We start from the raw sequence: 26,698 nt of genomic DNA, 5'->3' as shown, positions 1-26,698 counted from the left end.
CACCTCATCAACCGGCACCGCCGCGGGTTCTCAGCGGGATTCTCGCGAGGACAGCGTTTTCTCCTGTGGCGGAGCCACCGGTGAAAACGATCCCGCAGCGAGAATCCCGCTGAGGTTCCGCCACCCGCCACCCGAGCAGCGGGTGAGGAGGAATCCTCAGCGTGGCGGAGCCGCGCAGGACGGGTTCAGGAGCTTCTGGATCTCCGGGGTGTCCAGGTTCTCCTTCGTCACCACCGAGGAGCCGGTGTTCGTCTCCGGGGTGCCGTGCTGCTCGCCGCGGATCTGCTCGACCGCCGAGTTCACCGACGCGAACCCCATCTTGAACGGGTTCTGCGCGATCAGGCCGGTGATCACGCCGTCCCGCAGCGACTCGATCTGGCCTTCCGAGGTGTCCCATCCGATGATCTTGATCTGGCCCTGCTTGCCCGCCTGCCGCACCGCCTCCGCGGCACCCAGCACGCTCGGCTCGTTGCCCGCGTAGATCCCGTTCAGGCCCGGGTTCGCCGTCAGGATGTCCTGGGTGACCTGCAACGCCGTGTTGTAGTCGCTGTTCGACGACTGCCGCGCCACCAGCCGCAGCCCCGGGTTCTTCGCCAGCCCGCGCTCGAAGCCCTCCGCGCGGGTCTCGTTCGTGCTGGTGCCGGGCAGGAACTCGATGAACGCCACCTCGCCGCGGCCGCCCAGCCGGTCCGCCAGCAGCTGGGTGCCCTGCTCGGCGGCCGCCACGTTGTCGGTGGCGAACACCGGCACCTCCGGCGGCTGCGGGCTGGTGCCCGAGTCCATGTTGACCACCGTGGTGCCCTGCTCCCGCGCGGACTTCGTGACCTCCGCCAGCGCCTTCGCGTCGGTGGCCGCGAACACCAGGCCCTGCACGCCCTGCGCCAGCGAGTCCTGCAGCAGGCTCTGCTGCCCGCTCACGTCGTCCTCCGAGGTGACGCCGTCCCAGTGCACGTTGACGTTCGGGTGCTTGGTGGCCGCGCACTCGGCGCCGACCCGCACCTGCTCCCAGAAGTCGAAGCCGATCGCCTTCGGGATCACCGCCAACCGGATCGCGCCGCCCTGCTGCGCGCTCGTCCCCGTCGGCTTCCGGATCTCCAGGCCGCACGCGGAGGACAGCAGCAGCACCGCCAGGCACACCAGCGGAAGGACCTTCTTCATCGCAGCGAACTCCCTCGTCCCCGGATCACGCGTCGCCGGCGAGCTTGCGGCGCTGGTAGAAGTCCCACCACACCGCCAGCCAGATGATCACGCCGATGAGCACGTTCTGGTAGAAGGTGCCGATGTTGAGCTGCACCGCCCCGTTGCGGATCACCGCCACCAGGAACGCGCCGATCAGCGACCCGAGCACCGTGCCGCGCCCGCCGAACAGGCTCGCCCCGCCGATGACCACCGCCGCGATCACGTCCAGCTCCAGGCCCTCGCCGAAGTTCGGCTGCCCCGAGTTGATCCGCGAGGCCGCGATCATGCCGCCGAGCCCGGCCAGGCTGCCCGCCACCACGTACACCCACGTCGTGTGCTTGCGCACCGGCACGCCGGACAGCCGCGCGGCCTCCATGTTCGAGCCCATCACGTACGCGTAGCGGCCCAGCCGCGTCCGGGTCAGCACCAAGTGGCCCACCACCGCGACCAGCACGATCAGCAGCACCGGAACCGGGATCGGCCCCAGCACGCCCTGCCCGAGCAGCCGGAACGACTCCGGCGCGCCGAACACCGCCACCGCGCCCGTCGTGATCAGCACCAGCCCGCGCGCCACGCTCAGCATCCCCAGCGTCGCGATGAACGGCGGCAGCCCCACCGTCGACACCAGCAGCCCGTTGACCAGGCCCGCCGCCGCGCCCACCACGATGCCGCCGAGGATGCCCAGCAGCGGGTGGAACCCGAAGTCCGCCATCAGCATCACGCCCAGCACCCCGGACAGCGCCGCCACCGAGCCCACCGACAGGTCGATGCCGCCGGTGATGATCACCAGCGTGACGCCGACCGCCATCACCGCGTTCACCGAGGTCTGCGAGCCCAGGTTGAACAGGTTGTCCGCGGTCAGGAACGACGGCGCCACGATCGACAGCGCCACGAACACCACGATCAGCGCGCCCGCGGCCGCGACCTGCGACACCGCGCCCTGCATCCGGTCGGTCAACCCGCCCAGCAGCCCCGGCCGGTCCGCGGTCGCCCCCGTCGCGGTCGCCCCGCCGTCCTGCGGGGCCTCTTCGTCCTTGCCCGGCTGCTCGCTCACTGGCCCTCCTTCGCTCCGGTCGCGAGCGCGACGATCCGTTCCTCCGAGAAGTCCGCGCGCTCGACCTCACCGGCGATCCGGCCCTCGCGCAGCACGAGGATCCGATCGCACATGTTCAGCAGCTCGGGCAGGTAACTGGAGATCAGCACGATCGCCTTGCCCTGCGCGGCCAGCGAATCCAGCTGGCTGAACATCTCCGACTTCGCGCCCACGTCCATGCCGCGGCCCGGCTCGTCGAAGAACAGCACGTCCGCCTCGGTCTGCAGCCAGCGCGCCAGCACCACCTTCTGCTGGTTGCCGCCGGAGAGCGCCTGCACCGGCCTGCCCACCCACGGCACCCGGATGCGCAGCCGGTCCCGTTCCCGGTCGGCGATGCGCCGCTCCGCGCCCAGGTCGATCAGGCCGGAGGCCATCGGCAGCTTCGCCAGCGTGATGTTCTTGTCCACGCCCAGCTGCAGCGCCAGCCCGTCGGCCTTGCGGCTCTCGGTGAGGTAGCCGATGCCCGCGGCGATCGCGTCCGCCGGACCGCGGATCTTCAGCTTCGCCCCGTCCAGCGACACCTCGCCCGCGTCGGGCGGTTCGGCGCCGAACACCGCGCGGGCCAGTTCGGTGCGGCCCGCGCCGACCAGCCCGGCCATGCCGACGATCTCGCCGGCGCGCACCTCGAAGTTCGCGTCGCGCACCGCGTCGCCGCGGCTGAGCCCGCGCACCCGCAAGCGCACCTCGCCGGGAGTGCCGTAGGTGCGCGGGTACAGGTTCTGCACGTCGCGGCCCACCATCAGCGTCACCAGCCGCGACTCGTCCAGCTCGGCGACCGGCCGGGTCGCGACGACCGCGCCGTCGCGCAGCACCGTGACCCGGTCGCCGATCTCGAAGATCTCGTCCAGCCGGTGCGAGATGTAGAGGACGCCGATGCCCTGCGCGGTGAGCTCGCGGACGATGCCGAACAGCTCCGCGGTCTCCCGCTCGGTCAGGGTGGCGGTCGGCTCGTCGAGGATGAGCACCTTCGCGTCCACCGCGAGCGCCTTCGCCAGCTCCACCCGCTGCTGCTCGGCGGTGGACAACCGGCCGACGCGGCGGCCCGGATCGACGTCCAGGCCCACCCTGGCTAGCAGGTCCCGGGCCGCCCTGCGCTCCGCGGCTCGCGAGATGAGGCCGCCGCTGCCGGGTTCGTGCCCGATGAACAGGTTCTCCGCGACCGACAGGTCCGGGGCGAGGGCGAATTCCTGGTGCACCATCGAGATGCCCAGCCGCCGCGCCGATCCCGGTCCCTGGTAGCCGACCTGCCCGCCGTCCACCTCGATGCGACCGGCGCTCGGCGGCTCCACCTGCGCGACGAGCTTCATCAAGGTCGACTTGCCCGCGCCGTTCTCGCCCGCCAGCACGTGGACCTCACCGGCCAGCACTTCCAAGTCCACTTCGGACACCGCGACGACCCCGGGGAATCGTTTGCTCACCCCGGAAAGCCGAACCACCGCCCGTTCTTGCACCGATCCCGCATCATCCGAACCGGACTGCAAGGATTGCGACACGCCGCCTCCTCGATCACCATCGATCGCCCGCCGCAGCGGTGCGCCGGAGCATACTCACAACATCACGAACCCGAAAGGCTCGCAGCGAAGCCAAGTAACCGATTACCGATCGTTGCACGCGAACGGACGCGACGGCATCCGCGAACGACGCAACCACCCACTCCGTAAGCTCGGAGTGGGCACCGCAGCAATCCAAGAGGGGGACGAGACGTGCAGCCGCTGGCGGCCGGCGAACCGAACAGAGTCGGGAACTACCGACTGCTCGCCAAGATCGGCGGCGGCGCGATGGGATCCGTGTACCTGGCCCGGTCCCGCGGCGGTCGCGGCGTCGCGATCAAACTCGTGCGCTCCGAGCTCGCCGACGACGGCGAGTTCCGCGAGCGGTTCCGCCGCGAAGTCGAGATGGCCCGCTCCGTCGGCGGGTTCTGGACCGCGACCGTCATCGACGCCGACACCGAAGCCGACCAGCCCTGGTTGGCCACCGAGTACGTGCCCGGCCCCACCCTGCACCGCGCCGTCGCCGACCACGGACCGCTGCCGGAGCAGACCGTGCGCTCGCTGGCCGCCGGGCTCGCCGAGGCGCTCGGCGCCATCCACCGCGCCGGGCTCGTGCACCGCGACCTCAAACCGGGCAACGTGCTGCTCGGGCCGGACGGGCCGCGGGTCATCGACTTCGGCATCTCCCGGGCCATGAGCAGCAGCGCGCTCACCGCCACCGGCATCTTCCTCGGCACCCCCGGCTTCTTCTCCCCCGAGCAGACCGTCGGCACCGACGTCGGACCGCCCAGCGACGTGTTCTCCCTCGGCGCGGTGCTCATGTTCGCCGCCACCGGTGCCGGACCGTTCGGCAACGAGAACACCGCCGCCATGCTGTACCGGGTCGTGCACAACGAACCGGACCTCGACGCGCTGCCCGCCGGGCTGCGGACGCTCATCGGCGGCTGCCTCGCGAAGGACCCGGCGGCGCGGCCGACCCCCGCCCAGCTGCTCGACCAGGTCGGCGAGGCCTCCCCGCAGAGCGACAGCTGGCTGCCCGCCGAGATCACCGCCGTCATCACCGAGCACACCGCGCAGCTCAAGCGGGCCTCCGAAGCGGCACCGCCCGCCGACCCGCCGCGGCCCGCCCGCCAGCGCGGCGGCGGCGACTGGTCCGCTGCCCCCGCCGCACCGGTGAAGCCGATCATCCCGGCCCGGCCGAAACCGACCGCGCAGCAACCCGAAGCGGGACCGGGCACCGCCGCGCCCGCCCGCATCGCGCCGTCCCGGCCCGCGGTGCCGGTCGACCGGGTGCGCGCCGACGGGCCGGGACCGGTGTTCGTCACCGGCGGGCGGCTCGGTGCACTCGTGTCCGCGGCGCTCATGTTCGGGCTGATCTACGTGGTGCTGCGGATCGGCCAGACCGGCAGCGCCGAGGTGTGGGCGCTGACCAGCTTCGGGATGCTGCTGCTCACCATCAGCGGGGCGTTGTCGCTGGTCAAGGCACTGCTACCCGGGTTGCGGCTCAAGGTCAGCGGTGAGGGCCTGCGCGTCTCCCGCGCCGGGCTCCTCGCCCGCGAGATTCCGTGGAGCCACGTCAGCCGGGTCGCCGTCGTCGGTACCGGCAAGGGCCAGTCGGTGACCGTGTGGACCCGGCCCGGCAGCCCGGCCCCGGGCTGGCGGATCTGGAACCCGACCCGCCCGTATCACGGCGGCACGCGGGTCTACCCGATCGGCGCCACGGGCGGCCCGCTCACCCGCAGGCAGGAAGGCCGGCGCGTCCGCCAGGCCCTCCAGCAGTACGGCCGCGGCAGCTACGACGACCGCATGGTCTGACCGGCCCGTCCGTCCCGGACGGACCGGTCACCCCGCCGGTCAGGCGGGCAGCAGGCACACCGGCGACGGCGACGGCACCGGGTCGCCGACCGGCGTGAGGCCGCCGTCCGCGGCGACCGCGAAGGCCTGCACGGTGTCGCTGAGCTCCCCCGCCGCGTACAGCACGTCCCCGCGCGGGGACAGCGCGATGTGCCGCGGCCCGCGCACGCCCGCGGGCACCACGCCCAGCTGCGCGAACCCCTCGGCGGCGAACATGGCGATGCTGTCGTGCCCCCGGTTCGAGGCGAACACGAACCGCCCGTCCGGCGACACGACGACCTCCGCGGCCAGGCTCCGCCCGGTGAAGTCCGCGGGCAGCAGCGGCAGCACCCGGCCCGGCCGCACCTCGCCGCTCCCCGCGTCGAAGGCGAACTCGGTGATCGTCGAGGTCAGCTCCCCCACCAAGTAGCCGCGGTCCCCGTCCGGGTGGAACGCGAGGTGCCGCGGGCCCGTCCCCGGCGCCCACCCGACCTCGTGCTTGAGCGCCAGGTGCCCGGTGTCCCCGTCGAACGCGTACACGTAGACCGAGTCGGTGCCCAGGTCGGCGGCCAGCGCGAAGCGGCCGTCCGGGGACGGCACGATCTGGTGCGCGTGCGGGCCCTCCTGCCGGTCCTTGTCCGGGCCCTGCCCGGAGTGGTCCACCGCGTGGCACGCCTCCCGCAGCACGCCGCCCTCGCCGATGGGGTGCACGACGACGTTGCCGGACAGGTAGTTCGCGGTGAGCAGGAACCGGCCGCCGGGGTGCACGCTCAGGTGGCACGGCGCCGACCCGTGCGTCGGCTGCGAGTTGATCTCGGTCAGCCCGCCGTCCGCCCCCACCTGGAACGCCACCACCCGGCCGCGCGCCACCTCGTTCACCGCGAACAGCGTCCCGCCGTCCGGGGACAGCGCGAGGAACGACGGGTCGTAGGCGTCGGCGACGGTGTCGGTGCAGCGCAGCCGGCCCGCCTCGTCGGCGAACGCGAGGCGGATCCCGTTCGCTCCCGAATCGGAGCCGGTGTAGGCCCCCAGGTACACCCGGTACTGCGCGTCCACGGACATGAAGCGACCTCCACCCGACGTTGGGGACCTGCCTGCGCGCGTTCGACCCGGCTCCGGGACCGACCTCCCGGTGGCGCTCGCCGGGCACGCCGAGTCATCGGCGGTGCACGCGCCGTTCATCCGAACTTCGCCGACGGTAGCGCGCGCGGCGGCCCGCGGACAGCCCCGCGCGTCCCGAACTCGCGGAGACGGAACGTTGCGCGCAGAGATCGAATCACGCAACGATCCGCCGAAAGAAGCAACAGCTCCCGGCTGAAACGAAGGCAGAGGCCGCCTAGCCTGAGCAGCATGACCTCCGCTTCGACCGAGACTCCGCGCCCGGCCGCGACCACCCGCTCCGCCGAATACCTGCGGCTGGACGACACCTACAGCGCGCACAACTACCACCCGCTGCCGGTCGTGATCGCCGAAGCGGACGGGGCGTGGATGACCGATGTGGACGGTCGTCGCCACCTGGACTTCCTCGCCGGGTACTCGGCGCTGAACTTCGGGCACCGGCACCCGCGGCTGGTCGCCGCCGCCACCGAGCAGCTGGGTCGCGTCACGCTGACCAGCCGGGCGTTCCACCACGACCGGTTCGGACCGTTCTGCCGCGAGCTGGCCGAGCTCACCGGCACCGAGCAGGTGCTGCTGATGAACTCCGGCGCCGAAGCCGTCGAATCCGCCATCAAGCTCGCCCGGAAGTGGGCCTACCAGGTCAAGGGCGTGCCCGCGGACCGCGCGGAGATCGTCGTCGCCGGCGCCAACTTCCACGGCCGCACCACCACGATCGTGTCGTTCTCCACCGACGACACCGCGCGCGCCGGCTTCGGCCCGTTCACCCCCGGGTTCGCGATCACGCCCTACGGCGACGCGGAGGCGGTCGCGGCGGCGATCACCGACCACACCGCGGCGGTGCTCGTCGAACCGGTGCAGGGCGAAGCCGGCGTCGTGGTGCCGCCGCCCGGCTACCTGCGCAGGCTGCGGGAGCTGTGCGACGAGCGCGGGGTGCTGCTCGTCGCCGACGAGATCCAGTCCGGGCTGGCCCGCACCGGCGAGCTGCTGGCCTGCGACCACGAGGGCGTGCGCGCCGACCTGTACACGCTCGGCAAGGCCCTCGGCGGCGGCATCCTGCCGGTCTCCGCGGTCGTCGGCAGCCGCGAGGTGCTGGGCGTGCTGCGGCCCGGCGAACACGGCTCCACGTTCGGCGGCAACCCGCTGGCCTGCGCCGTCGGCCTGGAAGTGGTGCGGATGCTGGCGACCGGCGAGTACCAGGCGCGATCCCGGGAGCTCGGCGCGCACCTGCACGCGCGGCTCGGCGAACTCGTCGGCCGCGGCGCCGCCGAAGTGCGCGGGCGCGGGCTGTGGGCCGGGGTGGAGATCTCCCCCGGCGGTCCCACCGGGCGCCAGGTCAGCGAGCGGCTCGCCGCGAACGGCGTGCTGTGCAAGGAGACCCAGGACACCACGCTGCGCATCGCGCCCCCGCTCACCATCACCCGCGAGGAGCTCGACCAGGGCGTCGACGCGATCGTCGACGCACTCGCCCGGTGATCCGTCAGGACTTGACGGCGTCCCGGGACAGGGCGGTGAGGCGGGACAGGGCGCGGAGGTACTTCTTGCGGTAGCCGCCGCGCAACATCTCCTCGGTGAACAGCTCCGAGAGCGGCTCCCCCGACACGCGCACCGGCACCGCCCGGTCGTAGAGCCGGTCCGCGAACGCCACCAGCCGCAGGCCCACGTTCTGGTTCGGCGCCGCGTGCAGGCCGCGCAGGTGCACCGCGCTGACGTCCGAGACGAGCCGCCCGTACTTCGACGGGTGCACCGAGGCGAGGTGCTCGCACAGCGCGTCGAAGTCGTCCAACGTCGCGCCGGGCATCGACTCGGCCTCCGCGGTGAGCTCGGCGTCGTCCACCGGCTCCGGCGGGTCGGGCAGGCCGCGGTGCCGGTAGTCGGGGCCGTCCACCCGCAGCACCTCGAAGCGCGCCGACATCGCGTGGATCTCGCGCAGGAAGTCCACCGCGGCGAACCGGCCCTCGCCGAGCTTGCCGGGCAGCGTGTTCGAGGTCGCCGCGATGTGCACGCCCGCATCGGTGAGCTTCGCGATCAGCTGGGTGACCAGCATCGTGTCGCCCGGGTCGTCCAGCTCGAACTCGTCGATCGCCAGCAGCCGGTGCTCGGCGAGCCTGCGCACCGTCTCGTTGAACCCGAGCGCGCCGACGAGGTTGGTGACCTCGACGAAGGTGCCGTACGACTTCGGCCCCGGAACGGCGTGCCACACCGAGGCCAGCAGGTGCGTCTTGCCGACGCCGAACCCGCCGTCCAGGTACAGGCCCGGCTTGCCCGCCGGGGCGCGGCCGCCCCCGAACAGCGAACGCCACCACGAGCCACCGCCCGCGGCCGCGGCCGACGCCCGCTCGGCGAACGCGCGGCAGGCCTCGACGGCCGCGGCCTGGCTCGGCTCGTCCGGGTTCGGCACGTAGGTCTCGAACCGGGCCTCGCCGAACCGCGGCGGCGGAGTCATCGCGTCGACCATGTCGGCCGGGCTGAGCTCGGGGCGGCGGTCGATGAGGCGCGCGGCGGTCATGCGCCGACTCTATAACCGCTGTTCCCGCCGTAGCCGGTGGCGGTCATCACCCGGGCGGCCCGGGAACGGCGGCCCTGCCCGCGGGCGGCGGGCGTGCCGTGCTGGGATGGACGGGTGCACAGGTTGTGGCCCTCAGACGGCGATCCTCCCGGTGCTGCGGCTCCGGTGGAGGTGACGCCGGAGATCGAAGCGTTCTACGACTTCCCCTCCGACCTCACCCGACCCTGGCTGCGCACGAACTTCGTGTCCAGCCTCGACGGGGCGGTGAGCGTGCGCGGCAGCTCCCGCGGGCTGTCCTCCCCCGCCGACCAGCGGGCGCTGGCGCTGATCCGGGACCTGTCCGACGTGGTCCTCGTCGGCGCGGGCACCGCGCTCGTGGAGGGCTACCACGGGGTGCAGCGCCACGAGGTGGACGCGGACCGCCGCGCCCGGTTCGGGCTGTCCGAGGTGCCGCCGATCGCGGTGGTCACCGCCCGCTGCTCGCTGGAACCGGACTCGCCGCTGCTCACCGACACGGTGGTGCCGCCGATCGTGCTCACCTGCGAGTCGGCGCCGGAGGCGCGTCGGGTCGCGCTGGCCGACGCGGGCGCCGACGTCGTCGTCACCGGCGACCGCGCCGTGGACCTGCCCGGTGCGCTCACCGCGCTCGCCGCGCGCGGGCTGCTGCGGATCGGTTGCGAAGGCGGACCGCACCTGTTCGGCGACCTGCTCGCCGCGGACCTCGTCGACGAGCTGTGCCTGACCGTCTCCCCGCTGCTCGCGGGCGGCGGCGCCGGGCGCATCGCCGCCGGGCCGGACCTGCCCGACCCGCACCGGATGCGGCTGCTGTCGGTGCTGCGGGCGGAGGAATCGCTGCTGCTGCTGCGGTACGGGAGACTCCGAGCGTGACCGGACGGGGCGACAGCGACGCGGACCTGATGGCCGCGGCCCAGCACGGCGACGGCGTGGCCTTCGACGAACTCGTCCGCAGGCACACCCGGTCGATGTACCGGGTCGCGTACCGGATCCTCAACGACCAGGCCGAAGCCGAGGACGCCGTGCAGGACGCGTGGGTCTCGGCGTGGCGCTCGCTGGCCCGGTTCCGCGGCGACTCCGCGCCCACCACCTGGCTGTACCGGGTGGTGACGAACGCGGCGCTCGGCCAGGTGCGGCGGCGCAAGAACACCGTGGCCCTGGACGTCGGCGACGACTCGATGGACCACCTCGTCTCCGACCACGACTCCGGCAACCCCGAAGGGCTCGCGGTGCGCGCCGAGGAAGCCGACCTGGTGCACCGCGCGATCGCCACCCTGGAACCGTCGCAACGGGTTCCCCTGGTGCTGCGCGAGTTCGAAGGGATGTCTTACGAAGAGATCGCAGAGGTGCTAGAGGTGAACGTCGCGGCGTTGCGATCGAGGCTGCACCGGGCGCGGCTGGCCCTGCTGTCGAGGTTGAAGGAGATGCACCGTGGGTGAAGCTCCCCTCGACCCCGACCACGCGCTGCCCTGCGGCCGCACCATCGGCGACCTCCTCGACCACCTCGCCGGGGAGGCACCGGACGGCGTCGCGGCGCACGTGCGGACCTGCCCGCACTGCCGGGCCGCGCTCACCGACCTGGCGCCCACCGGCTGGGAACCGGTGCGCCGCGCCGCGGAGCTCGCCGTCGAACCCCCTGAAGGGCTGGTGTCCCGGGCGCTGCTCACGGTGCGCGGCGCCCGCGCCGCCGCCGGCGGCGAACCCGCCGAGGTCGCCCAGGAGCTCGGCACGCTGCGGGTCTCCGCGCAGGCGACGATGGTGCTGGCCCGCAGGCTCGGCGCGGAACTGCTCGCGGAGGTGCCGGGCACCCGGCTGCTGTCCTGCACCGGCGACGTGCGCGAGGTGCGGGTGGACGTGGAGATCGGCTACGGGCTGCCCGCCCCTGCGCTGACGGCCCGGTTGCAGCATGATCTGGGGCGTGCGCTGCGGGAGCACTTGGGCGCGGCGGCACCGTCGGTGTGGGTGCGGGTCGCCGATGTCGCGCCCCCGCAGAGCTCGTGATTAGCTCATTCATGTGACCTAGGTCGCAGTTGCGCGATGTTCCGGGATCACTCGCATCGGATCTTGCAGTCCCGGAGCTCGCAGGCGACTGCGACCGCCCAGGGCGACAACGAGATCTTCAGGGGAAGGAGCCCTTTCATGGCCCAGTCGAGTGGTACCTCCGCCCAGAGCACCGAGACCCAGAGCGGGTCCACGACCGGCGGCAAGGGCCTGAGCCCCAGCGGCAGCGCCACCCCGGCCCGCCTCGCCGACGACACCTCGCAGGGCAAGACGACGATCGCCGCCTCCGTGGTGCAGAAGATCGCCGGCATCGCCGCCCGCGAGATCTCCGGCGTGCACGCCATGGGCGGCGGCGTCTCCCGCGCCTTCGGCGCCATCCGCGAGCGCATCCCCGGCGGCAGCGGCACCACCACCACGCAGGGCGTGACCGTCGAGGTCGGCGAGAAGCAGGCCGCGATCGACCTGGACATCGTCGTCGAGTACGGCGCCTCCATCGTCGAGCTGGCCCGCGCCGTGCGCCGCAACGTGATCAACGGCGTCGAGCGGATGACCGGCCTCGAGGTCATCGAGGTCAACATCTCCGTCAACGACATCCACCTGCCCTCGGAGGACGACGAGGACGGCGGCAACGGTGGCAGCGCCCCCGCCTCCTCGCGCGTGGAGTGAGACGGCGCGCGGCTCCGGACGCCCCGGCCGGGGCCGCGCGCTTCCCATCCCGGCCCGCTCTCGAAGGACACCGACATGACCGAATCCGCGCCCGGTGACCACGGCCGGGACGATCCCGAAATCGAGGAGCAGCTCGCCGACCGGGTCGCTCGGGCGGTGCTCGCGCACCCGTCCGTCACCCGGTTGCACGGCGGCGCGTACGGCACCATCGCCGCCTACCTGCCCGGCAGGCAGGTCACCGGAGTCCGCGTCGGCGAACGCGGCGAACCCGTCGAAGTCGGCGTGGTGCTGCGACTGACCGAGCCGCTGCCGGGGATCGTGGCCGCACTGCGCGAACGCGTGCTCGCCGTGACCGGACCGGCTCCGGTCGACATCACCGTCGTCGACGTGCTCACCTCGGACGAGGCCGATGCCCCCGGCCAGGACGAGGCGGCACCGCGATGACGGGCTCGCCGGACGACGACGCGCGGGTCCGCCTGCGCGCCTTCGTCCGCGCGCACCACCCCGATGTGGGCGGTGATCACGAAGCGTTCGTGGCGGGCCTCGCCGCGCTGCAGGCCCGCCGCGACGCCACCGACCGGAATCCCGCGCCCTCCCGCCCGGAACGCGGCGACCGCCGCGCCCGGCCCTCCGACCGCTACGACGCGCCGGTGGTCGTGGTCGCCGACCCGCGCGGCCTCGGCGGCGTGCTGCGCCGGGTGCGGGCGTGGCGGCTGCGGAAGCGCCGCAGCCGGGTGCGGTGATATTGACAGCCGACGCACGGTCCTCCCAGTCAGGAAGGTTTCTCCCACGATGAACGCAACGCAGACCGGCCTGTTCGCCGGGCTCCTCCTCGGTGTCGCCGCCGCAGCCGGGGGCTTCACCGGTTTCCTCATCGCCCTGGTGATCGGGGCGATCGGACTGATCGTCGGCCGCGTGCTGGACGGCGAGCTGGAGATCGGCGACTTGCTGGGCCGGGGCAAGGACCGATGAGCGCCCCCGCCACCGAGCGGGCCGAGGCCGCGACCGAGCGGACCTCCGCGGCGGACGACGCCGCCGAACGCGGCTCGCTGGACATCGACCGAGCGGTGCTGCGCAAGATCGCCGAGCACGCCGCGGACGGCGTTTCCGGCACCACCCGCGCACCGCGCCGCATCGTCGGCGTGGGCGTCGGCACCCAGGGGTCCAGCGCCCGGCTCACCGGCCCGGACCGCGAGCTGCGCGTCCGGCTCGACCTGGCGCTGCGCTACCCCGCCCCGGTGCGCGACACCGTGCGCGAAGTGCGGGAACGAGTCCGCGAGGAACTGTCCCGGCAAGCAGGCTGCCGGGTGACGGCGGTGGAGGTCACCGTGTCCGCACTGGTGCCCGCCCCGAAACGAGACCGAGTGGAGTGAGCCCGTGCGTGCCCTAGTCCGTTTGATCACCGCCGCGGCCGGGCTGATCGCCCTCGTCGTCGGGGTGCTGCTGGTGGTGGAGGCCATCGGCGCCTGGACGAATCCAGGCTCCCGCGGCGTGCTCGTCCCCTGGTCCGCCGCCGGATCGTCGCTGCGCGGCCTGAGCTGGCACGACCTGCCGGTGCGGCTGGTCGCCGCCGCCGTCGCGGTCGTCGGGCTGATCCTGCTGCTGGCGGTGTTCCGCGCCGGGCGCAAGGAAGTCCGGCTCGCGGACCCCGCCCCCGAGGTCACCGTCACCACCGACCCGCGCTCGCTGGCCCGGCTGGTCGGCCACCAGGTCCGCGCCGAGGACGGGGTCGCAGGCGCCACGGTGACCGCCGACCGCCGGAAGGTGAAGGTGAAGGCCCGCGGCCGGTTCCGCAGCGTCGGCGACCTGCGCGACCGGGTGGCCAAGAAGGCCTCCGACACCGTCGAAGACCTGCCGTTGCAACGCCGGCCCCGGGTGTCGGTGTCGGTCTCCCCCGCGAAGGAGCGGTGATGTCGACCCAGGACACCACGACCCGCCCCGACGAGGGCACCGGGAACGAGTCCGCCACCCGCAAGACACCCGCGCGGCCGAGCCGGACCGCCGTCGGCCGCTCGCTCGGCTTCGAGCGGTGGCTGCTCGGCGTGCTCGGACTGGTGCTGCTGCTGGCCGGCGCGGCGGCGCTGGTCGTCGGCGCGGGCTGGCTGGGCCGGTTCCGCGCGCAGCGGCCCGTGCTGGACCCGCTGCTCACCCAGTGGGCGGGCGGCAACCGGCCGCTGGCCTTCGGCGTGGCGATCGTGGCGGGGATCGTGCTGGCGCTGCTCGGGTTGTGGTGGCTGCTGCGGGCGCTGCGCCCCGAAGGCCGCCCCGACCTCCGGCTGCACGGCGACGCGGAGAGCTCGGCGACCATCACCTCGCACGCGCTGACCGAGGCGGTGCGCGCCGACGCGGAGAGCGTCACCGGTGTCACCCGCGCCCGGGTGCGGATGGCGGGCACCGACCAGCGGCCCAACGTGCGGCTCACCCTCGCGCTGCAGGAGGGCACGAACGTGCGGCACGTGTGGGAGGAACTGGACGCGAAGGTCCTCTCCCGCGCCCGCCGGGCCCTCGACGTGGACGCGCTGCCCACCGCGATCCGCCTCCAGCTCGACCGGGGCGCCCGCCAGCGCGTGCGCTGACCCGCGAACACCGATGGCCCGTCCACCCCGGTGGGCGGGCCATCGTGCTGTCCGGGGTGCCCGATGGGCGGGCTCGCAGCGGCCGACGGCCACATACTCGGAGTCCGAGCTGCGGGGAGGTCCAGGTGGCGTTGATCGTGCAACCGCCGGTGAAACCGATGCTGGCCGCGCCGGTGGACGGCATCCCCGACCGGCCGGGGCTCTGCTTCGAGCCGAAGTGGGACGGCTTCCGCTGCCTGCTGTTCGCCGACCCCGGCAGCGCCGAACCCGCGGTGCTGCAATCCCGCACCGGCAAACCGCTCGACCGCTACTTCCCCGAAGTGCTGCGCGCCGCGGGCCGGGTGCGGCGGCCCGCCGTGCTGGACGGCGAACTCGTCGTGGTCCGCTCCGACGCGGACGGACAGCGGCTCGACTGGGACGCGCTGTCCGAACGCATCCACCCCGCCGAGAGCCGGGTGCGGGAACTGGCCGAGCGCACCCCGGCGCTGTTCATCGCGTTCGACCTGCTCGCCGTCGACGAGGAGGACCTGCGCGCCGAACCGTTCACCGCGCGCAGGCGGCGGCTGGAGGAGCTGGCGATCACCGGCCCCGGGCTGCGGATCACGCCGTTGACCACCGACTCCGCCACCGCCGCCGAATGGTTCCGGGTGTTCGAGGGAGCGGGCCTGGACGGCGTGATCGGCAAGGACGGTGCCGGCCCGTACGCGCCGGGCAAGCGCACCATGCTCAAGATCAAGCACGTGCGCACCGCGGACTGCGTCGTCGCCGGGCTGCGCTGGCACACCGGCACCGAACCGGGCACCGCCGTCGGTTCGCTGCTGCTCGGACTGCACGACGACCGGGACGTGCTGCACCACGTGGGCGTGGCCGGGGCGTTCACCGCGGAGCGGCGGCGCGAACTCGCGACCGAACTGGCGCCGCTGCGCACCGACGAGCCGCACCCGTGGCTCGGCGAGCAGGCCCACGACGGCCGCAGGCTGCCCGGCGCGGTCAACCGCTGGCGCAGCTCGGTGCAGCCGTGGCAGCCGTTGCGGCCGGAGCGGGTCGCCGAGGTCTCCTACGACCACACCGAAGGGGCCGTGCCGTCCCGGTTCCGGCACACCGCGCAGTTCCTGCGGTGGCGCCCGGACCGCGAACCGGAGTCCTGCCGCTACGACCAGCTCGACGAGCCCGCCCGCTACGACCTGGACGCCCTCCTCCACGGCTGACGTCGAACCCCAGCGACGATGATCCACTCGCTATTAGCAGCGGATCTTGTTCCGGGAGAACGGAACCGCAGGTGAGCGGATTCCCCGCCGCGCGGAGGGCGATCAGGTGCTGCGGGTCGCGCCGATCGAGGCGAGCACGACGCAGCCGATCGCGACCCACTGCAGCACGCCCAGCGCCTCCTGCAGCACGAGCAGACCGGCCAGCGCGGCCACCGCAGGCTCCAAGCTCATCAGCACGCCGAACACGCGGGGCGGCATCCGCCGCAGCGCCTCCAGCTCCAGCGAGTACGGCACCACCGAGGACATCAGCGCCACCACGAGACCCGCCACCAGCACCGGTGCCGACAACAGCTGCGCGCCTGCCCCGGTGATCCCGAACGGCAGCGCCACCAGCGCGCCGAACGCCATGCCCAGCGCCAGCCCGGATCCGCCGCTGGTGCGGCTGCCCAGCTTCGCGCCGACGAGGATGTAGCAGGCCCACAGCACCGCCGCGGCGAGCGCGAACCCGACGCCCACCGGATCCAGCCCACCGTCCACTCCGGACAGCAGCAGCACGCCGACCCCGGCGAGCACCGCCCACAGCAGGTCCAGCTTCCGCTTCGACCCGAACACCGCCACCGCCAGCGGTCCCAGGAACTCGATGGTCACCGCCACGCCCAGCGGAATGCGGTCGATCGACTGGTACAGGCAGATGTTCATCCCCGCCAGCACCGCGCCGTACCCGGCGACCACCAGCAGCGTGGCGCGGTCCAGCCGCAGCGACGGCCGCCAGACCACCACCAGCACCAGCGCGGCGAACAGCAGGCGCAGCGTCACCACCCCGGACGCCCCGGCGAGCGCGAACAGCTGCTTGGCGAACGCGGCTCCGACCTGGAGGCTGATCACGCCGAGCAGCACCAGCACCGGCGGCGGCACGGCGCCGAAACCGCGGGCCACCGCCGGTTGCACCCCGGCCCAGAGGGGCCGTCCGCGCGACGACGCACCGTCCATGTTGACCGCGACCACGCCTGTTCCTCCTGCTCCCGGGTCGGCCACCCGTTCCGCTCTGCTGGTACCCGGCGCGAGGCCGGTGCGCACGTCGGCCCGGCCCCGGTGCCCGGCGAACCGTAGCCGCCGGTGCGGCCGCACCCAACCGGATTGCGACGAGGCACGCACCGCTCCCCCTCACCCGGTGCTCACGCCGATCATGCGATGCTCGGCGCAGATCCCGACCACGCAGAGGAGCAGTCGTGCCGCGCACCAGCCACCGCATCGGTGCTCTGCTGCTGCTCACCGGGTTGGTGGCGGGGTGTTCCGCGGGCCCGTCGCAGCGGCCCGCGGTCGCCTACCGGGACGCCGAGCAGCCGGTGGCCCCGGCCCCGGCGCCGCCCGGACCCGCCCCGCTGCCCGGACTCGGCCCGTCCGCGGGCAGCGCGCTGAACTGGGCGGACTGCACCGGGGAGACCCGCGAAGAGCTGGCGCTGCCCGCGACCGGCCCGTCGTTCTCCTGCTCGCAGCTGCTGACCACATTGGACTCCCCGGAGGCCCCGGCCGAGGGCACCACCCGCGCGGCGCTGCTGAGCACCGGCACCGGCGGCGTTCCCCTGGTGGTGCTGGGCGATGTGCACGGCGAGCCGGGCACCTCGGTGGCCGCGCGGCTGGCGCTGCGGCTGCCGCCGGAGCTGCTGCGCACGTTCCGGATCATCGGCATGGACCGGCGCGGCACCGGCCAGTCCGACCCGGCGGACTGCATGCCGCCGACGCAGCGGGAGAACATCGTCGGCTTCGACCCGCAGGCCACCGACCGGGCTTCGATGGACCGGCTGCTGACCTCGGTGCGGGTGTCCAGCCAGGAGTGCCTGCTGGACCTGGACGACCGGTTGCAGGCCTACGACTCGTGGCGCACCGCGGCCGACCTGGAGGAGCTGCGGCTGGAGCTGGACGTGCCGAAGCTGCACGCCATCGGCCTCGGCGAGGCGAGCCGGGTGCTCACCACCTACGCCCAGCGCTACCCGGATTCGGTGGGCCGGATGGTGTTCGACGGCGGGCTCGACCCGCAGCTGGACACGATGGCCGTGGCCGGGGCGCAGGCGCAGTCCGCCGAGCAGACCTTCGACGCGTTCGCCGCCGACTGCACGAGCCGGGATTGCCCGCTGGGCCCCGATCCGCGCCGCACCGTGCAGGAACTGGTGCAGCGCACCCGGTCGACGTCGCTGCCCGCGGCGGACGGGCCGGTGGGCGCGGGCAAGATCGTGCGGGTGCTGCTGCACGGCCTGGGCGACCCGGAGCGCTGGCCGCGGCTGTCATCGGCGCTGGCCGCGGCGAACTCCGGGAACGGCGCGCAGATCAGCGCGCTCGCCGCACCGCTGGTGCGGGACACCGGCGCCGATCCCGCGCAGCTGGACGGCGACCTGATCACCAGCTGCAACGACACCCGGCTGCGGTTGCCCGCCGAGCGGCTCGTGGACGTGGCGACCGAGTGGACGGGGTCGAACCGGCTGTTCGGCGGCCTGTTCGCGCAGCGCCTCGCCTGGTGCGCGCAGTGGCCGGAGCCGCAGGAGGAGCTGCCGCCGCCCTCCGTTCCGGGCCTGCCGCCGATCCCGGTGGTGACCACCCAGAACGATCCGCTGGTCCCGGTGCAGGGCAGCAAGCACCTGGCGGAGCAGCTGCCGACCGGGGTCGCGGTGAACTGGCAGGGCACCGGGCACGGCGCGATCGGCCGCTCGGACTGCGTGACCGAGACGGTGAGCCGATTCCTCGTGCAGGGCGCGATCCCCGCCGCGGGCAAGGCCTGCCCCGCCTGATCAGCACGCGCGAATTCCGGGGGTGCGGAACCCGCGCCCCCGGAACCCGGTGCGTGCGATCAGCAGCCGGAGCAACACCCGCAGGAGGGGCCGCTGCAGCTCGCGCAGCAGCTGCAACCGCCGCTGGCCTGCGGGGTGGTTTCGGTCTCGGTGGGAACCATGGCGTTCTCCTCACGTGCTTGAGCACCAGCGGTAGCGAGCATGCGCGCCCGAACACCGCGGGTGACACCGCCGAGCGAGGGATCGGCCGTCCGCCGACCTGCTGAACAGCCGACATGCACCCATTGCAATCCGTCACCGTGCCTTTCCGTGACGAATCGGACCGCACGGGTGGGTGATCAGGCCTTCTCGTCGTGCTCCGCCGCCAGGGAGGCCTTGCGGGAGCGGGTGGGTTCGCCGGGCATCTTGGGGTGGTCCGGCGGGTACGGGAGCTCGCCGAGCCCGCGGTCGCGGCGGTCGCGTTCGAACCAGTCGAGCGCGAGGTCGAGGGAGCCCGGCGCCGCGTCCAGGCCCCGGTGCGGATCGCCGCGCTCGGCGAGCAGCGCGGGCACCGTGGCGAGGTCGAAGTCGTCCGGTTCGGCGTCCGGCAGCTGCTCCCAGGTCAGCGGCATCGACACGGTGGCACGCGGGGTGCCGCGGATCGACCACGCGGAGGCGACGGTGCGGTCCCGCGCGGCCTGGTTGAAGTCGAGGAACACCCGCCGCCCGCGGTCCTCCTTCCACCAGGCGACGGTCGCCTGCTCGGGGATGCGGCGCTGCACCTCGCGGGCCAGCGCGATCACCGCGCGCCGCACCTCGATGAAGTCCCAGCGCGGCTCGACGCGCACCAGCACGTGCACCCCGCGGCCACCGGAGGTCTTCGGGAAGCCGGTGAGGCCGGCCTCCGCCAGCACCTCCCGCAGCACCTGCGCCACCGCCACGGCCTCCGGAAACCCGGTGCCGGGCTGCGGATCCAGGTCGATGCGCAGCTCATCGGGGTGCTCCACGTCAGCCGAGCGCACCGGCCACGGGTGGAAGTCGAGCGTGCCCAGCCCGGCCGCCCACACCAGCACCGCGGGCTCGGTCGGCAGCACGCTGTCCGCGGTGCGCCCCGACGGGAACGTCACCCGCACCGACCGCACCCAGCCGGGCGCGCCCTTCGGCACCCGCTTCGCGTAGAACGGCTCGGACCCGACCCCGCCGGGGAACCGCTTCAACGTCGTCGGCCGGTCCCCCACCGCGCGCAGCAGCGGCTCGGCGACCGCCAGGTAGTACTCGGCGACCTGGAGCTTGGTGAACCCGCGCTCCGGGAAGTACACCTTGTCCGGGTGCGACAACCGCACCGTCCTGCCCGCGACGTCCAGTTCCCGCGCTGCCTCCGCCATCCGCGCAGCGTAGGTCGGCGGCTCCGGCACTGCCTGCGACCGCCGCCCGCGGGATACCGTGGTGCCATGGCGCCTGCAGGCCAGCACGATCCCGACGCACCGCGGGACCGGTTCGCCGACGACCTCGTCGGGCTGGACCCGCACGACCCGGAGGCGCGCGCCTTCGCCGAGCACCTCGACCGGATGGAACGTCCCGGCTCGAAGGCCACCGTCGAAGGCATGCTCAGCGGCGTCGACGACTTCGCCCGCTGCGCGAACCGGGCGCAGGGGCACCGGCGGGTCGTGGTGGTGCTCGTCGTGCTGCTGATCCTGCTCGGCGTCGTCGTCACCGTGTGGAACGCGGTGGGCTTCATGCTCGGCACGTTCTTCGACGGGTGAGCGGGAGCACGCGGGCACTCGATCTTGCGAAGGGTTAGCGTGGACGCATGGATCCGGTCGTGGGTGCCACCCCGAAAGTCGTGAAGTCCGAGCAGGAATGGCGCGAGCAGCTCGGTCCGCAGGAGTACGCGGTGCTGCGCCAGGCCGCCACCGAAGCTCCGTGGACCGGCGAGTACACCGAGACCAAGGCGGTCGGCGCGTACGACTGCCGGGCCTGCGGGGCGGAGCTGTTCCGCAGCACCGAGAAGTTCGAGTCGCACTGCGGCTGGCCGTCGTTCTTCGACGCCCGCGACTCCGACGCGGTGGTCCTGCGCGAGGACCGCTCGCTCGGCATGGTCCGCGTCGAAGTGCTGTGCGCGAGCTGCCTGAGCCACCTGGGGCACCTGTTCGAGGGCGAGGGGTACGACACCCCCACCGACCAGCGCTACTGCATCAACTCGATCGCCCTCCGGCACGTCCCGCAGAGCTGACCGGCGTCAGCCGAACGCGGGCATCAGGTGTTCGGCGATGAGCCGCAGCTGATCGGCCGCGCTCGGCACGCCGGCGACGTCCATCCCGGAGAACGCGCGCACCAGCGCGGCATCGGTGACCGCGAGGACCAGGTGGTTCACCCCGGTCGGCGCGATGTCGCGCTGGATGCGCTCCAGGCACTCCTGCGGCGTCCCGGCGATGGACAGCTTCTCCGCGAGCTCCGGCGGGGTCAGCTCGTAGGCCCGCGCCAGGTCGCCCGCGCCGACGGCGGCGACGACCTCGGTCAGCGAGTCCGGGTCGACCCCGTTGCGGCGCAGCTGCTCCGCGGGCATCGCCGAGGCGTACAGCCCGACCATCGCGCGGGCCGCCCGCTTCGCGGCGGCACCGTCCGGGCCGGTGGCGAACACGATCCAGGCGCCGATGTCCAGCCGCCGCCAGTCCCGCCCGGCCCGCTCCGCGCCGAGCCGGACGTTCGCCACCAGGTGGTCGTAGGCCTCGCGGGTGTAGCTCAACGCGTGGTGCACGCCGTCGGCGATCTCCCCCGCCACCTGGAAGGACTTGGGCCCGCGCATCGCGCCCAGCAGCACCGGCAGCCGCTCCTGCACCGGAGTGGCGAACGTGAACAGGCCGTCGTAGCGGAAGAACTCGCCCTGGAACGTGATCGCCCGCTCGTCCAGGAAGGTGCGGATCACGTGGTGCGCCTCCCGCACCCGGGACAGCGGCTTCGTCCGCGTCCAGTCGATGCCGTACTGGGCGAGCAGGCCGAAGTTGCCGCTGGAGATCACCACCTCGGCCCGCCCGCCGGTCAGCTCGTCCAGGGTCGCCGCGGCCTGCGCGATCAGCGTCGGTTCGCGCAGCGTCACCGGCGACACGCTCGGCCCGAACCGGATCCGGCGGGTGCGCGCGGCGGCCGCGGCGAACAGCAGCCACAGGTCCTTGTGCCAGGTCTCGTCGGCGGCGTACGCCGCGTGGAACCCCAGCTCGTCGGCCAGTTCGATCGTCGCCAGCGACTCCGCCACCGGGTGGTCGGGCAACATCACGTAGCTGAACCGCATCCCGCTCCCCTCGCCCGGCGCCTCGTGCAGTCTGCGCCGCGAGGTGATCGCTGCGAACCCGCCGGACGGGTAGATCCACCCGTCTCCCGGGAAGCCTTCGTGGATCATGTGAAACGGTTCAGCATCACATCGTGGAGGGAGGTGCCGTGCCCGTCGACGACATGCTGCGCTCGCTCCGGCGGTGGTCCCGGACGCCCGCCGACGCGGCGGGCGTGGCGGGCCGGCTCGCCGAGGCCATCGTGCTGGGACTGCTCCCCGACGGGGAGCGGCTGCCCGGCGGCGCGGAACTGGCCGCGCTGCTGGGCTGTCCGGCCGAGGTGGCGCGGGACGCGCTCGGCAGGCTCGCCGGGGACGGGCTGGTGATCACCTCGACGGCCGGGCCGCTGACCCGGCGCCCCGCCGACCCGCTGCTGGTCGCGGGTACCGCGCGGCTGCGGGAGCTGGACGCGCACGCGCTGCGGGAGATCTCCGACCAGCACTCCGCCATCGCGGGCACCGCCGCGCTGCTCGCCGCCGAGCGCGCCACCGCCAACGAGCTGGCCGCGCTGCGCGCGCTCGCCGCCGAGTTCACCGCCGCCACCGGCACCACCGACCGGCGCAGGCTCGACGGGCGGCTGCACATCGAGATCGCCGCCGCCGCGCAGTCCTCCCGGCTCACCCAGCAGGAGATCGCGTTGCAGACCGAGACCGGTTCGCTGCGCTGGCTGCCGTGGGCGGAGGCGGTCCCGCACGCCGTCGAGTCCGCACAGCACGCGACGATCCTCGACGCCATCGGCGACGGCGACGGTGCGCGGGCCCGCGAGATCGCCGAAGAGCACGTGCGGTCCGGCATCCGCCGCCTCGTCGAGTTCCGCCTGTGGACCGGGAACCGGAGGTGCGGGCGATGAGCGTCGAGGCGGCCGCCGCGCACATCAGCGGGATGCTCGACGACGCGGCCCGGTGGTGCGGCGAACTCGGCGAGCGGCTGCGCGCCGCGCACGACGCCGCGACCGCGTTGAGCACCGAAGATCTGTCCGCGTTGTGGCAACCGATCTTCGACCGGCTGGACGCCGAACCCGCGGTGCTCGCGGGCACCGGCGTGATCCTCGCCGACGACGTGCTCACCGACCGGGCGCACTGGCTGGAGTGGTGGCAGCACCGGCCCGGCGACACGCCCCGGTTCCTCCAGGTCGACCACGATCCGGACAGCGTCGGGTTCTACGACTACGCCGCCGCGCCCTGGTTCACCGCGCCCCGCGACACCGGGGTCGGCGTGGCCGTCGGCCCGTACGTGGACTTCGCGGGCACCGACGAGTACCTGGTGACGCTGGCCGTGCCGGTCCGTTCCGGGAACCGGTTCCTCGGCGTCGCCGCGGCGGACCTGCGCACCGGCGAGTTCGAACGGGCCCTGCTGGCGCACGTGGGGCCGCTGCGACCGCCGACGGCGCTGATCAATGGGGCGAACCGGGTGATCGCCTCGAACACGCCGTCGCGGCTGCCCGGCACCCTCGTCACCGCGGGCCCGCTCGCCGCCGACCCCGGCCGGGAGGTCCGCGCCGCGGTCCCGCTGAGCGGGCTGCCGTGGCGCGTCGTCCGCGAACCGGAGTGACCGCGGTCAGGGCAGGCGGGGCAGCAGCTCCGCCGGGGTGACGCGCTTGCCGGTGAAGAACGGCGTCTCCTCGCGCACGTGCCTGCGGGCCTCGGTGTAGCGCATCTTCCACATCAGGTCGACGATGCGGTGCAGCTCCGGCGCTTCGAACGCGAGGATCCACTCGTAGTCGCCGAGCCCGAACGAGGGCACCGTGTTCGCCCGCACGTCCGGGTAGTCGCGGGCCGCCATGCCGTGGTCCTTCAGCATCGTGCGGCGCTCGTCGTCGGGCAGCAGATACCAGTCGTAGCTGCGCACGAACGGGTAGAGGCAGAGGAAGTCGCCCGGTTCCTCACCCATGACGAAGGCGGGCAGGTGGCTCTTGTTGAACTCGGCCGGGCGGTGCACCGCCACGTTGCTCCACACCGGGTCGGAGGCCTCGCCGAGCGTCGTCTCCCGGCGGAAACCGGCGTAGGCCTCCTGCAGGGCCTCGATCTTCTCGGCGTGCCACCAGATCAGGAAGTCGGCGTCCGACCGCATCCCGGCCAGGTCGTAGACACCGCGCACCACGACCCCGGATTCGGCCAGGCCGTCCAGGTACTCCTGGGTCGCCGCGGCCGTCTTCTCCCGGTCCTCGGGCAGCGCGCCCGGTTCGACCTGGAAGACCGACCACATGGTGTATCGGATCGTGTCGTTGAGTTCGGAGTAGTTCAGCCGCGCCATGCCCTCATCGTCCCACCACGGCCCGGTCAACCGGTCGCGAGGTGCCGTGTGACGCCGGTCGCCGCCGCCTCCCCGGTCGCCGCGCACGCGGGCACCCCGACGCCGTGCAGCGCCGCGCCCGCCAGCTCCAGTCCGCCCAGCTCACCGACGGCCCGTTCCAGTCCGGCGACCAGGTCCAGGTGGTCCACGCCGTACTGCGGCAGGCCGCCGCCCCAGCGCACCACCGCCGCGTCCACCGGTTCGGCGTCGACGCCGGTCACCTCGCGGAGGTCGGCGAGCACGCCGCGCAGCAGGTCCGCGTCGGTGCGGCGCAGCAGCTCGTCCTGCCCGGTGCGGCCCACCGAGCCGCGCACCAGCGGTTCGCCGCCGGCGCCGGTCAGGTGCGGCCACTTGCGGCTGGTGAAGGTGAAGGCCTTCGCGGTGAACGGGGTCCCGTCGGCGTGCACCTCTCCGCGGGCGATCAGCGTGCCGGAGGCCGCGGGCAGTTCGGTGCCTGCGGGCAGCGCGAGGCCGAACACGGCCATCGACGCCAGTTCCACCCGGCCGAGCAGCTCGGCCGCGACCGGGGACACCTCGGCGAGCAGCTTCCGCGCGGCGGGGGCCGGCACCGCGAGCACCACCGCGTCGGCCGCCAGCACGTCCGGTGCGGGCGCCGAACCGATCTCCAGGCGCCACCCGGCGCCGTCGCGGTGCAGGGCCCGCACGGGAGCTCCCAGCCGCACGTCGGCGCCCGCCGAGTCGGCGAGAGCCGCGACGAAGGTGCCGTAGCCGTGCCGGAACGCGCCGAACACCGGCCGCTTCCGCCCGTCCGGTGCCGGTGCGGGCAGCGCCGCGGCGGCCGCCTCGGTGATCGACTTCGCGCCGGCGTCGAGCGCGGCGGCCAGCGCCGGGATGGTGGCGCGCAGGCCGAGGCCGTCCGCACTGCCCGCGTACACCCCGCCGAGGAGCGGTTCGACCAGCCGGTCCACCACTTCGTCGCCGACCCGGGCGCGCAGCAGCCCCCCGACGGAGGCGTCCGCACCGCTCAGTTCCAGCGGCGGGAGCTCGGCTTCGGCGCGCACCGCGGCGACCCCGGCCGGGGACAGCACGCCTGCGACGGAGTCCGGATCCGCGGGCACGCCCATCACGGTGCCCGCGGGCAGCGGGTGCAGGGCGCCGCCCGCGCGCACCCGCGCGCCGACCGGGCCCGGGTGCACCACGTCGTCGGCCAGGCCGAGCTCCTCGGCGAGCCGCAGGACTTCGGGGCGCCGGGCGAGGAACGCCTCCGCTCCCAGGTCCAGCTCCACCCCGGCCAGCGGCTGCGTGCGCAGCTTGCCGCCCAGCTCGCCGGTCTGCTCGACCAGCACGATCTCCGCGTCCGGGCCGAGCGAGCGGCGCAGCCGGTGCGCGGCGGCCAGCCCGCTGACGCCGCCGCCGACGACGGCGACGCGGGTCACGAGCGGGCGCTCTCGGCGTGCACCTGCCGCACGACCTCGGTGAGCACCCCGGGGTCGGTCGTGGGCAGCACGCCGTGGCCCAGGTTGAACACGTGCCCGGCGGCGGCCGAGCCCTCGGCGAGGATGCGGCTCACCTCGGCGCGGACCGCGTCCGGACCGGCGAACAGCACGGCCGGGTCCAGGTTGCCCTGCACCACCGGTTCGCGGCCCGGGTCCGCCGCGCGCAGCCGGCGCACCGCCTCGTCCAGCGGCACCCGCCAGTCCACGCCGACGACGTCGGCGCCCGCCGAGCGCATCGCGCCCAGCAGCTCGCCGGTGCCCACCCCGAAGTGGATCTTCGGCACGTCCGGGGCCGCCTCGGTGACGCCCTCGAAGATGCGCTTGCTGTGCGGCAGCACGAACTCGCGGTAGTCCCGCAGCGACAGCGCCCCCGCCCAGGAGTCGAACAGCTGCACCGCGTCCACCCCGGCGGCGAGCTGAGTGCGCAGGAAGGTCAGCGTCGTGTCGGCCAGCTTCTCCAGCAGCGCGTGCCAGGTGGCCGGGTCGGAGTGCATCAGCGCCTTGGTGCGCTCGTGGTTGCGGCTCGGCCCGCCCTCGACGAGGTAGGAGGCGAGGGTGAACGGCGCGCCCGCGAACCCGATCAGCGGAGTCTCGCCGAGCTCGCCCAGCAGCAGCCGCACCGCCTCCGCGACGGGCGCGACCTGCTCGGCGTCCAGTTCGGGCAGCGCGGCGACGGCGGCCGCGTCGCGCACCGGTTCGGCCACCACCGGCCCGGTGCCCGCGACGATGTCCAGCCCGATGCCCGCTGCGTAAAGCGGCAGCACGATGTCGCTGAACAGGATGGCCGCGTCCACGCCGTGGCGGCGCACCGGCTGCGCGGTGATCTCGCAGACCAGGTCCGGCGTCAGGCAGGCCTGGAGCATCGGAGTGCCTTCGCGGACCTTGCGGTACTCGGGCAGCGAACGGCCCGCTTGGCGCATGAACCAGACGGGCGTGTGCCGGGGCGCGCCGCCGCGGGCGGCCACGAGCAGCGGGGCTTCGGCGAGGTCCCGGCGAGCCGAGACCGAGGCGGGTGGGGTCATCGGGGGCGCATCCACAAGTCGAGGTGTCGGAGCCCGGCGCGGTTCCGCGGACATCGGGCGGGCCACCGCGGCGCGGGCCGACGGCCCTGTTCTGGGCCGTGCCGGACATCTTCGCAGACGCTCGCGCGGCCGAACGCGCGGGCAAGATCACGA

Annotated in this window: 29 protein-coding genes; 18 read left to right on the top strand and 11 right to left on the bottom strand. The window is 73.8% G+C overall.

What is annotated here, in order from left to right; all coding sequences use genetic code 11:
- Nucleotides 1-156: 156 nt before the first annotated feature.
- Genes AC29IT_RS08525 through AC29IT_RS08515 form a run of 3 tightly spaced genes read right to left on the bottom strand, consistent with a single transcriptional unit; the run spans nt 157 to nt 3,690 of the window.
- Nucleotides 157-1,158, bottom strand: a complete 1,002-nt coding sequence (locus tag AC29IT_RS08525) for a sugar ABC transporter substrate-binding protein (RefSeq protein ID WP_488218338.1) — start codon at nt 1,156-1,158, stop codon at nt 157-159.
- Between the two features lie 25 nt (nt 1,159-1,183).
- Nucleotides 1,184-2,233: an ABC transporter permease gene (locus AC29IT_RS08520; RefSeq protein ID WP_358433054.1), complete on the bottom strand. Its 1,050-nt coding sequence runs from the start codon at nt 2,231-2,233 to the stop codon at nt 1,184-1,186.
- Nucleotides 2,230-3,690 carry a sugar ABC transporter ATP-binding protein gene (locus AC29IT_RS08515; RefSeq protein WP_488218337.1) on the bottom strand — a complete coding sequence of 487 codons (1,461 nt, stop codon included), beginning with the start codon at nt 3,688-3,690 and terminating at the stop codon, nt 2,230-2,232. Before AC29IT_RS08515 ends, AC29IT_RS08520 begins: the two co-directional genes overlap by 4 nt.
- 285 nt (nt 3,691-3,975) lie before the next feature.
- Between AC29IT_RS08515 and AC29IT_RS08510 the strand changes: the two genes are divergently transcribed.
- Nucleotides 3,976-5,577, top strand: a complete 1,602-nt coding sequence (locus AC29IT_RS08510; RefSeq protein WP_358433050.1) for a serine/threonine-protein kinase — start codon at nt 3,976-3,978, stop codon at nt 5,575-5,577.
- A gap of 39 nt (nt 5,578-5,616) precedes the next feature.
- On the opposite strand, the gene AC29IT_RS08505 is transcribed toward AC29IT_RS08510, so the two are convergent.
- Nucleotides 5,617-6,657 (bottom strand): lactonase family protein, encoded by a 1,041-nt coding sequence (locus AC29IT_RS08505; protein ID WP_488218336.1) that lies wholly within the window; start codon nt 6,655-6,657, stop codon nt 5,617-5,619.
- Nucleotides 6,658-6,945: 288 nt separating this feature from the next.
- Between AC29IT_RS08505 and rocD the strand changes: the two genes are divergently transcribed.
- Nucleotides 6,946-8,187 carry an ornithine--oxo-acid transaminase gene (gene rocD, locus AC29IT_RS08500; RefSeq protein WP_488218335.1) on the top strand — a complete coding sequence of 414 codons (1,242 nt, stop codon included), beginning with the start codon at nt 6,946-6,948 and terminating at the stop codon, nt 8,185-8,187.
- Between the two features lie 4 nt (nt 8,188-8,191).
- Here rocD and zapE read toward each other — a convergent pair whose 3' ends face one another.
- Nucleotides 8,192-9,220, bottom strand: a complete 1,029-nt coding sequence (gene zapE, locus AC29IT_RS08495; RefSeq protein ID WP_358433044.1) for a cell division protein ZapE — start codon at nt 9,218-9,220, stop codon at nt 8,192-8,194.
- A 165-nt stretch (nt 9,221-9,385) separates the two neighbouring features.
- Between zapE and AC29IT_RS08490 the strand changes: the two genes are divergently transcribed.
- The 11 genes from AC29IT_RS08490 (at nt 9,386) to AC29IT_RS08440 (ending at nt 15,686) form a co-directional block, all read left to right on the top strand.
- Complete coding sequence (locus tag AC29IT_RS08490; RefSeq protein ID WP_488218334.1) at nt 9,386-10,108, top strand: pyrimidine reductase family protein; 723 nt, start codon at nt 9,386-9,388, stop codon at nt 10,106-10,108.
- On the top strand, nt 10,105-10,674 hold the full coding sequence (locus tag AC29IT_RS08485; RefSeq protein ID WP_358433042.1) for an RNA polymerase sigma factor: 570 nt from the start codon (nt 10,105-10,107) through the stop codon (nt 10,672-10,674). Before AC29IT_RS08490 ends, AC29IT_RS08485 begins: the two co-directional genes overlap by 4 nt.
- The gene (locus tag AC29IT_RS08480; RefSeq protein WP_488218333.1) at nt 10,667-11,236 is read left to right on the top strand and encodes a hypothetical protein; all 570 of its coding nucleotides are present in this window, start codon (nt 10,667-10,669) and stop codon (nt 11,234-11,236) included. The genes AC29IT_RS08485 and AC29IT_RS08480 overlap by 8 nt, the downstream gene beginning before the upstream one ends.
- 138 nt (nt 11,237-11,374) lie before the next feature.
- Nucleotides 11,375-11,902, top strand: a complete 528-nt coding sequence (locus AC29IT_RS08475; RefSeq protein WP_358433038.1) for an Asp23/Gls24 family envelope stress response protein — start codon at nt 11,375-11,377, stop codon at nt 11,900-11,902.
- A gap of 75 nt (nt 11,903-11,977) precedes the next feature.
- A complete protein-coding gene (locus tag AC29IT_RS08470) occupies nt 11,978-12,346 on the top strand; it encodes a hypothetical protein (protein ID WP_488218332.1) in 369 nt (122 codons plus the stop codon).
- Complete coding sequence (locus AC29IT_RS08465) at nt 12,343-12,645, top strand: hypothetical protein (RefSeq protein WP_358433034.1); 303 nt, start codon at nt 12,343-12,345, stop codon at nt 12,643-12,645. Before AC29IT_RS08470 ends, AC29IT_RS08465 begins: the two co-directional genes overlap by 4 nt.
- A 49-nt stretch (nt 12,646-12,694) precedes the next feature.
- The gene (locus AC29IT_RS08460) at nt 12,695-12,874 is read left to right on the top strand and encodes a hypothetical protein (protein ID WP_488218331.1); all 180 of its coding nucleotides are present in this window, start codon (nt 12,695-12,697) and stop codon (nt 12,872-12,874) included.
- Nucleotides 12,871-13,275 (top strand): Asp23/Gls24 family envelope stress response protein, encoded by a 405-nt coding sequence (locus AC29IT_RS08455; RefSeq protein ID WP_358433032.1) that lies wholly within the window; start codon nt 12,871-12,873, stop codon nt 13,273-13,275. The genes AC29IT_RS08460 and AC29IT_RS08455 overlap by 4 nt, the downstream gene beginning before the upstream one ends.
- 4 nt (nt 13,276-13,279) lie before the next feature.
- Nucleotides 13,280-13,813 carry a DUF6286 domain-containing protein gene (locus tag AC29IT_RS08450; protein ID WP_358433030.1) on the top strand — a complete coding sequence of 178 codons (534 nt, stop codon included), beginning with the start codon at nt 13,280-13,282 and terminating at the stop codon, nt 13,811-13,813.
- Nucleotides 13,813-14,478 (top strand): alkaline shock response membrane anchor protein AmaP, encoded by a 666-nt coding sequence (gene amaP, locus AC29IT_RS08445; RefSeq protein WP_488218330.1) that lies wholly within the window; start codon nt 13,813-13,815, stop codon nt 14,476-14,478. Before AC29IT_RS08450 ends, amaP begins: the two co-directional genes overlap by 1 nt.
- A 125-nt stretch (nt 14,479-14,603) precedes the next feature.
- Entirely contained in the window at nt 14,604-15,686 is a 1,083-nt protein-coding gene (locus tag AC29IT_RS08440; protein ID WP_488218329.1) for an ATP-dependent DNA ligase, read from the top strand.
- Between the two features lie 102 nt (nt 15,687-15,788).
- Here the strand turns inward: AC29IT_RS08440 and AC29IT_RS08435 are convergent, their stop codons facing one another.
- A complete protein-coding gene (locus tag AC29IT_RS08435) occupies nt 15,789-16,691 on the bottom strand; it encodes an EamA family transporter (RefSeq protein ID WP_358433024.1) in 903 nt (300 codons plus the stop codon).
- A gap of 224 nt (nt 16,692-16,915) precedes the next feature.
- On the opposite strand from AC29IT_RS08435, the gene AC29IT_RS08430 reads away from it, so the two are divergent.
- On the top strand, nt 16,916-18,469 hold the full coding sequence (locus AC29IT_RS08430) for an alpha/beta fold hydrolase (protein ID WP_358433022.1): 1,554 nt from the start codon (nt 16,916-16,918) through the stop codon (nt 18,467-18,469).
- A 338-nt stretch (nt 18,470-18,807) separates the two neighbouring features.
- Here AC29IT_RS08430 and ligD read toward each other — a convergent pair whose 3' ends face one another.
- The gene (gene ligD, locus AC29IT_RS08425) at nt 18,808-19,833 is read right to left on the bottom strand and encodes a non-homologous end-joining DNA ligase (RefSeq protein WP_358433020.1); all 1,026 of its coding nucleotides are present in this window, start codon (nt 19,831-19,833) and stop codon (nt 18,808-18,810) included.
- Nucleotides 19,834-19,899: 66 nt separating this feature from the next.
- On the opposite strand from ligD, the gene AC29IT_RS08420 reads away from it, so the two are divergent.
- Both AC29IT_RS08420 and msrB read left to right on the top strand, forming a co-directional pair.
- Nucleotides 19,900-20,211 carry a hypothetical protein gene (locus AC29IT_RS08420; RefSeq protein ID WP_358433018.1) on the top strand — a complete coding sequence of 104 codons (312 nt, stop codon included), beginning with the start codon at nt 19,900-19,902 and terminating at the stop codon, nt 20,209-20,211.
- A gap of 47 nt (nt 20,212-20,258) precedes the next feature.
- A complete protein-coding gene (gene msrB, locus AC29IT_RS08415) occupies nt 20,259-20,681 on the top strand; it encodes a peptide-methionine (R)-S-oxide reductase MsrB (protein ID WP_358433016.1) in 423 nt (140 codons plus the stop codon).
- 6 nt (nt 20,682-20,687) lie between these two features.
- Here the strand turns inward: msrB and AC29IT_RS08410 are convergent, their stop codons facing one another.
- On the bottom strand, nt 20,688-21,845 hold the full coding sequence (locus AC29IT_RS08410) for an LLM class flavin-dependent oxidoreductase (protein ID WP_488218328.1): 1,158 nt from the start codon (nt 21,843-21,845) through the stop codon (nt 20,688-20,690).
- A gap of 38 nt (nt 21,846-21,883) precedes the next feature.
- Here AC29IT_RS08410 and AC29IT_RS08405 point away from each other — a divergent pair, with 38 nt between their 5' ends.
- The gene (locus AC29IT_RS08405; RefSeq protein ID WP_488218327.1) at nt 21,884-22,624 is read left to right on the top strand and encodes a FadR/GntR family transcriptional regulator; all 741 of its coding nucleotides are present in this window, start codon (nt 21,884-21,886) and stop codon (nt 22,622-22,624) included.
- Complete coding sequence (locus AC29IT_RS08400) at nt 22,621-23,325, top strand: PDC sensor domain-containing protein (protein ID WP_358433010.1); 705 nt, start codon at nt 22,621-22,623, stop codon at nt 23,323-23,325. Before AC29IT_RS08405 ends, AC29IT_RS08400 begins: the two co-directional genes overlap by 4 nt.
- A 6-nt stretch (nt 23,326-23,331) precedes the next feature.
- Here the strand turns inward: AC29IT_RS08400 and hemQ are convergent, their stop codons facing one another.
- Genes hemQ through hemE form a run of 3 tightly spaced genes read right to left on the bottom strand, consistent with a single transcriptional unit; the run spans nt 23,332 to nt 26,545 of the window.
- Complete coding sequence (hemQ, locus tag AC29IT_RS08395) at nt 23,332-24,027, bottom strand: hydrogen peroxide-dependent heme synthase (RefSeq protein ID WP_488218326.1); 696 nt, start codon at nt 24,025-24,027, stop codon at nt 23,332-23,334.
- 26 nt (nt 24,028-24,053) lie between these two features.
- On the bottom strand, nt 24,054-25,463 hold the full coding sequence (gene hemG, locus AC29IT_RS08390; RefSeq protein ID WP_488218325.1) for a protoporphyrinogen oxidase: 1,410 nt from the start codon (nt 25,461-25,463) through the stop codon (nt 24,054-24,056).
- Nucleotides 25,460-26,545, bottom strand: coding sequence for a uroporphyrinogen decarboxylase (gene hemE, locus AC29IT_RS08385; protein ID WP_358433004.1), 1,086 nt, complete (start codon nt 26,543-26,545; stop codon nt 25,460-25,462). Before hemE ends, hemG begins: the two co-directional genes overlap by 4 nt.
- Nucleotides 26,546-26,698: the final 153 nt, after the last annotated feature.

The sequence above is a fragment of the Saccharopolyspora sp. MMCC62 genome, from assembly GCF_057736575.1.
This window is presented reverse-complemented; position numbering and strand designations above follow the sequence as displayed.

Excerpts from the sequence above, each read along its gene's own strand:
- AC29IT_RS08525 (WP_488218338.1), bottom strand. The coding sequence starts at position 1,158 with ATGAAGAAGGTCCTTCCGCTGGTGTGCCTGGCGGTGCTGCTGCTGTCC.
- AC29IT_RS08505 (WP_488218336.1), bottom strand. The coding sequence starts at position 6,657 with ATGTCCGTGGACGCGCAGTACCGGGTGTACCTGGGGGCCTACACCGGC.
- rocD (WP_488218335.1), top strand. The coding sequence starts at position 6,946 with ATGACCTCCGCTTCGACCGAGACTCCGCGCCCGGCCGCGACCACCCGC.
- zapE (WP_358433044.1), bottom strand. The coding sequence starts at position 9,220 with ATGACCGCCGCGCGCCTCATCGACCGCCGCCCCGAGCTCAGCCCGGCC.
- AC29IT_RS08475 (WP_358433038.1), top strand. The coding sequence starts at position 11,375 with ATGGCCCAGTCGAGTGGTACCTCCGCCCAGAGCACCGAGACCCAGAGC.
- AC29IT_RS08470 (WP_488218332.1), top strand. The coding sequence starts at position 11,978 with ATGACCGAATCCGCGCCCGGTGACCACGGCCGGGACGATCCCGAAATC.
- AC29IT_RS08465 (WP_358433034.1), top strand. The coding sequence starts at position 12,343 with ATGACGGGCTCGCCGGACGACGACGCGCGGGTCCGCCTGCGCGCCTTC.
- AC29IT_RS08460 (WP_488218331.1), top strand. The coding sequence starts at position 12,695 with ATGAACGCAACGCAGACCGGCCTGTTCGCCGGGCTCCTCCTCGGTGTC.
- AC29IT_RS08455 (WP_358433032.1), top strand. The coding sequence starts at position 12,871 with ATGAGCGCCCCCGCCACCGAGCGGGCCGAGGCCGCGACCGAGCGGACC.
- amaP (WP_488218330.1), top strand. The coding sequence starts at position 13,813 with ATGTCGACCCAGGACACCACGACCCGCCCCGACGAGGGCACCGGGAAC.
- ligD (WP_358433020.1), bottom strand. The coding sequence starts at position 19,833 with ATGGCGGAGGCAGCGCGGGAACTGGACGTCGCGGGCAGGACGGTGCGG.
- AC29IT_RS08420 (WP_358433018.1), top strand. The coding sequence starts at position 19,900 with ATGGCGCCTGCAGGCCAGCACGATCCCGACGCACCGCGGGACCGGTTC.
- msrB (WP_358433016.1), top strand. The coding sequence starts at position 20,259 with ATGGATCCGGTCGTGGGTGCCACCCCGAAAGTCGTGAAGTCCGAGCAG.
- AC29IT_RS08410 (WP_488218328.1), bottom strand. The coding sequence starts at position 21,845 with ATGATCCACGAAGGCTTCCCGGGAGACGGGTGGATCTACCCGTCCGGC.
- AC29IT_RS08400 (WP_358433010.1), top strand. The coding sequence starts at position 22,621 with ATGAGCGTCGAGGCGGCCGCCGCGCACATCAGCGGGATGCTCGACGAC.
- hemQ (WP_488218326.1), bottom strand. The coding sequence starts at position 24,027 with ATGGCGCGGCTGAACTACTCCGAACTCAACGACACGATCCGATACACC.
- hemE (WP_358433004.1), bottom strand. The coding sequence starts at position 26,545 with ATGACCCCACCCGCCTCGGTCTCGGCTCGCCGGGACCTCGCCGAAGCC.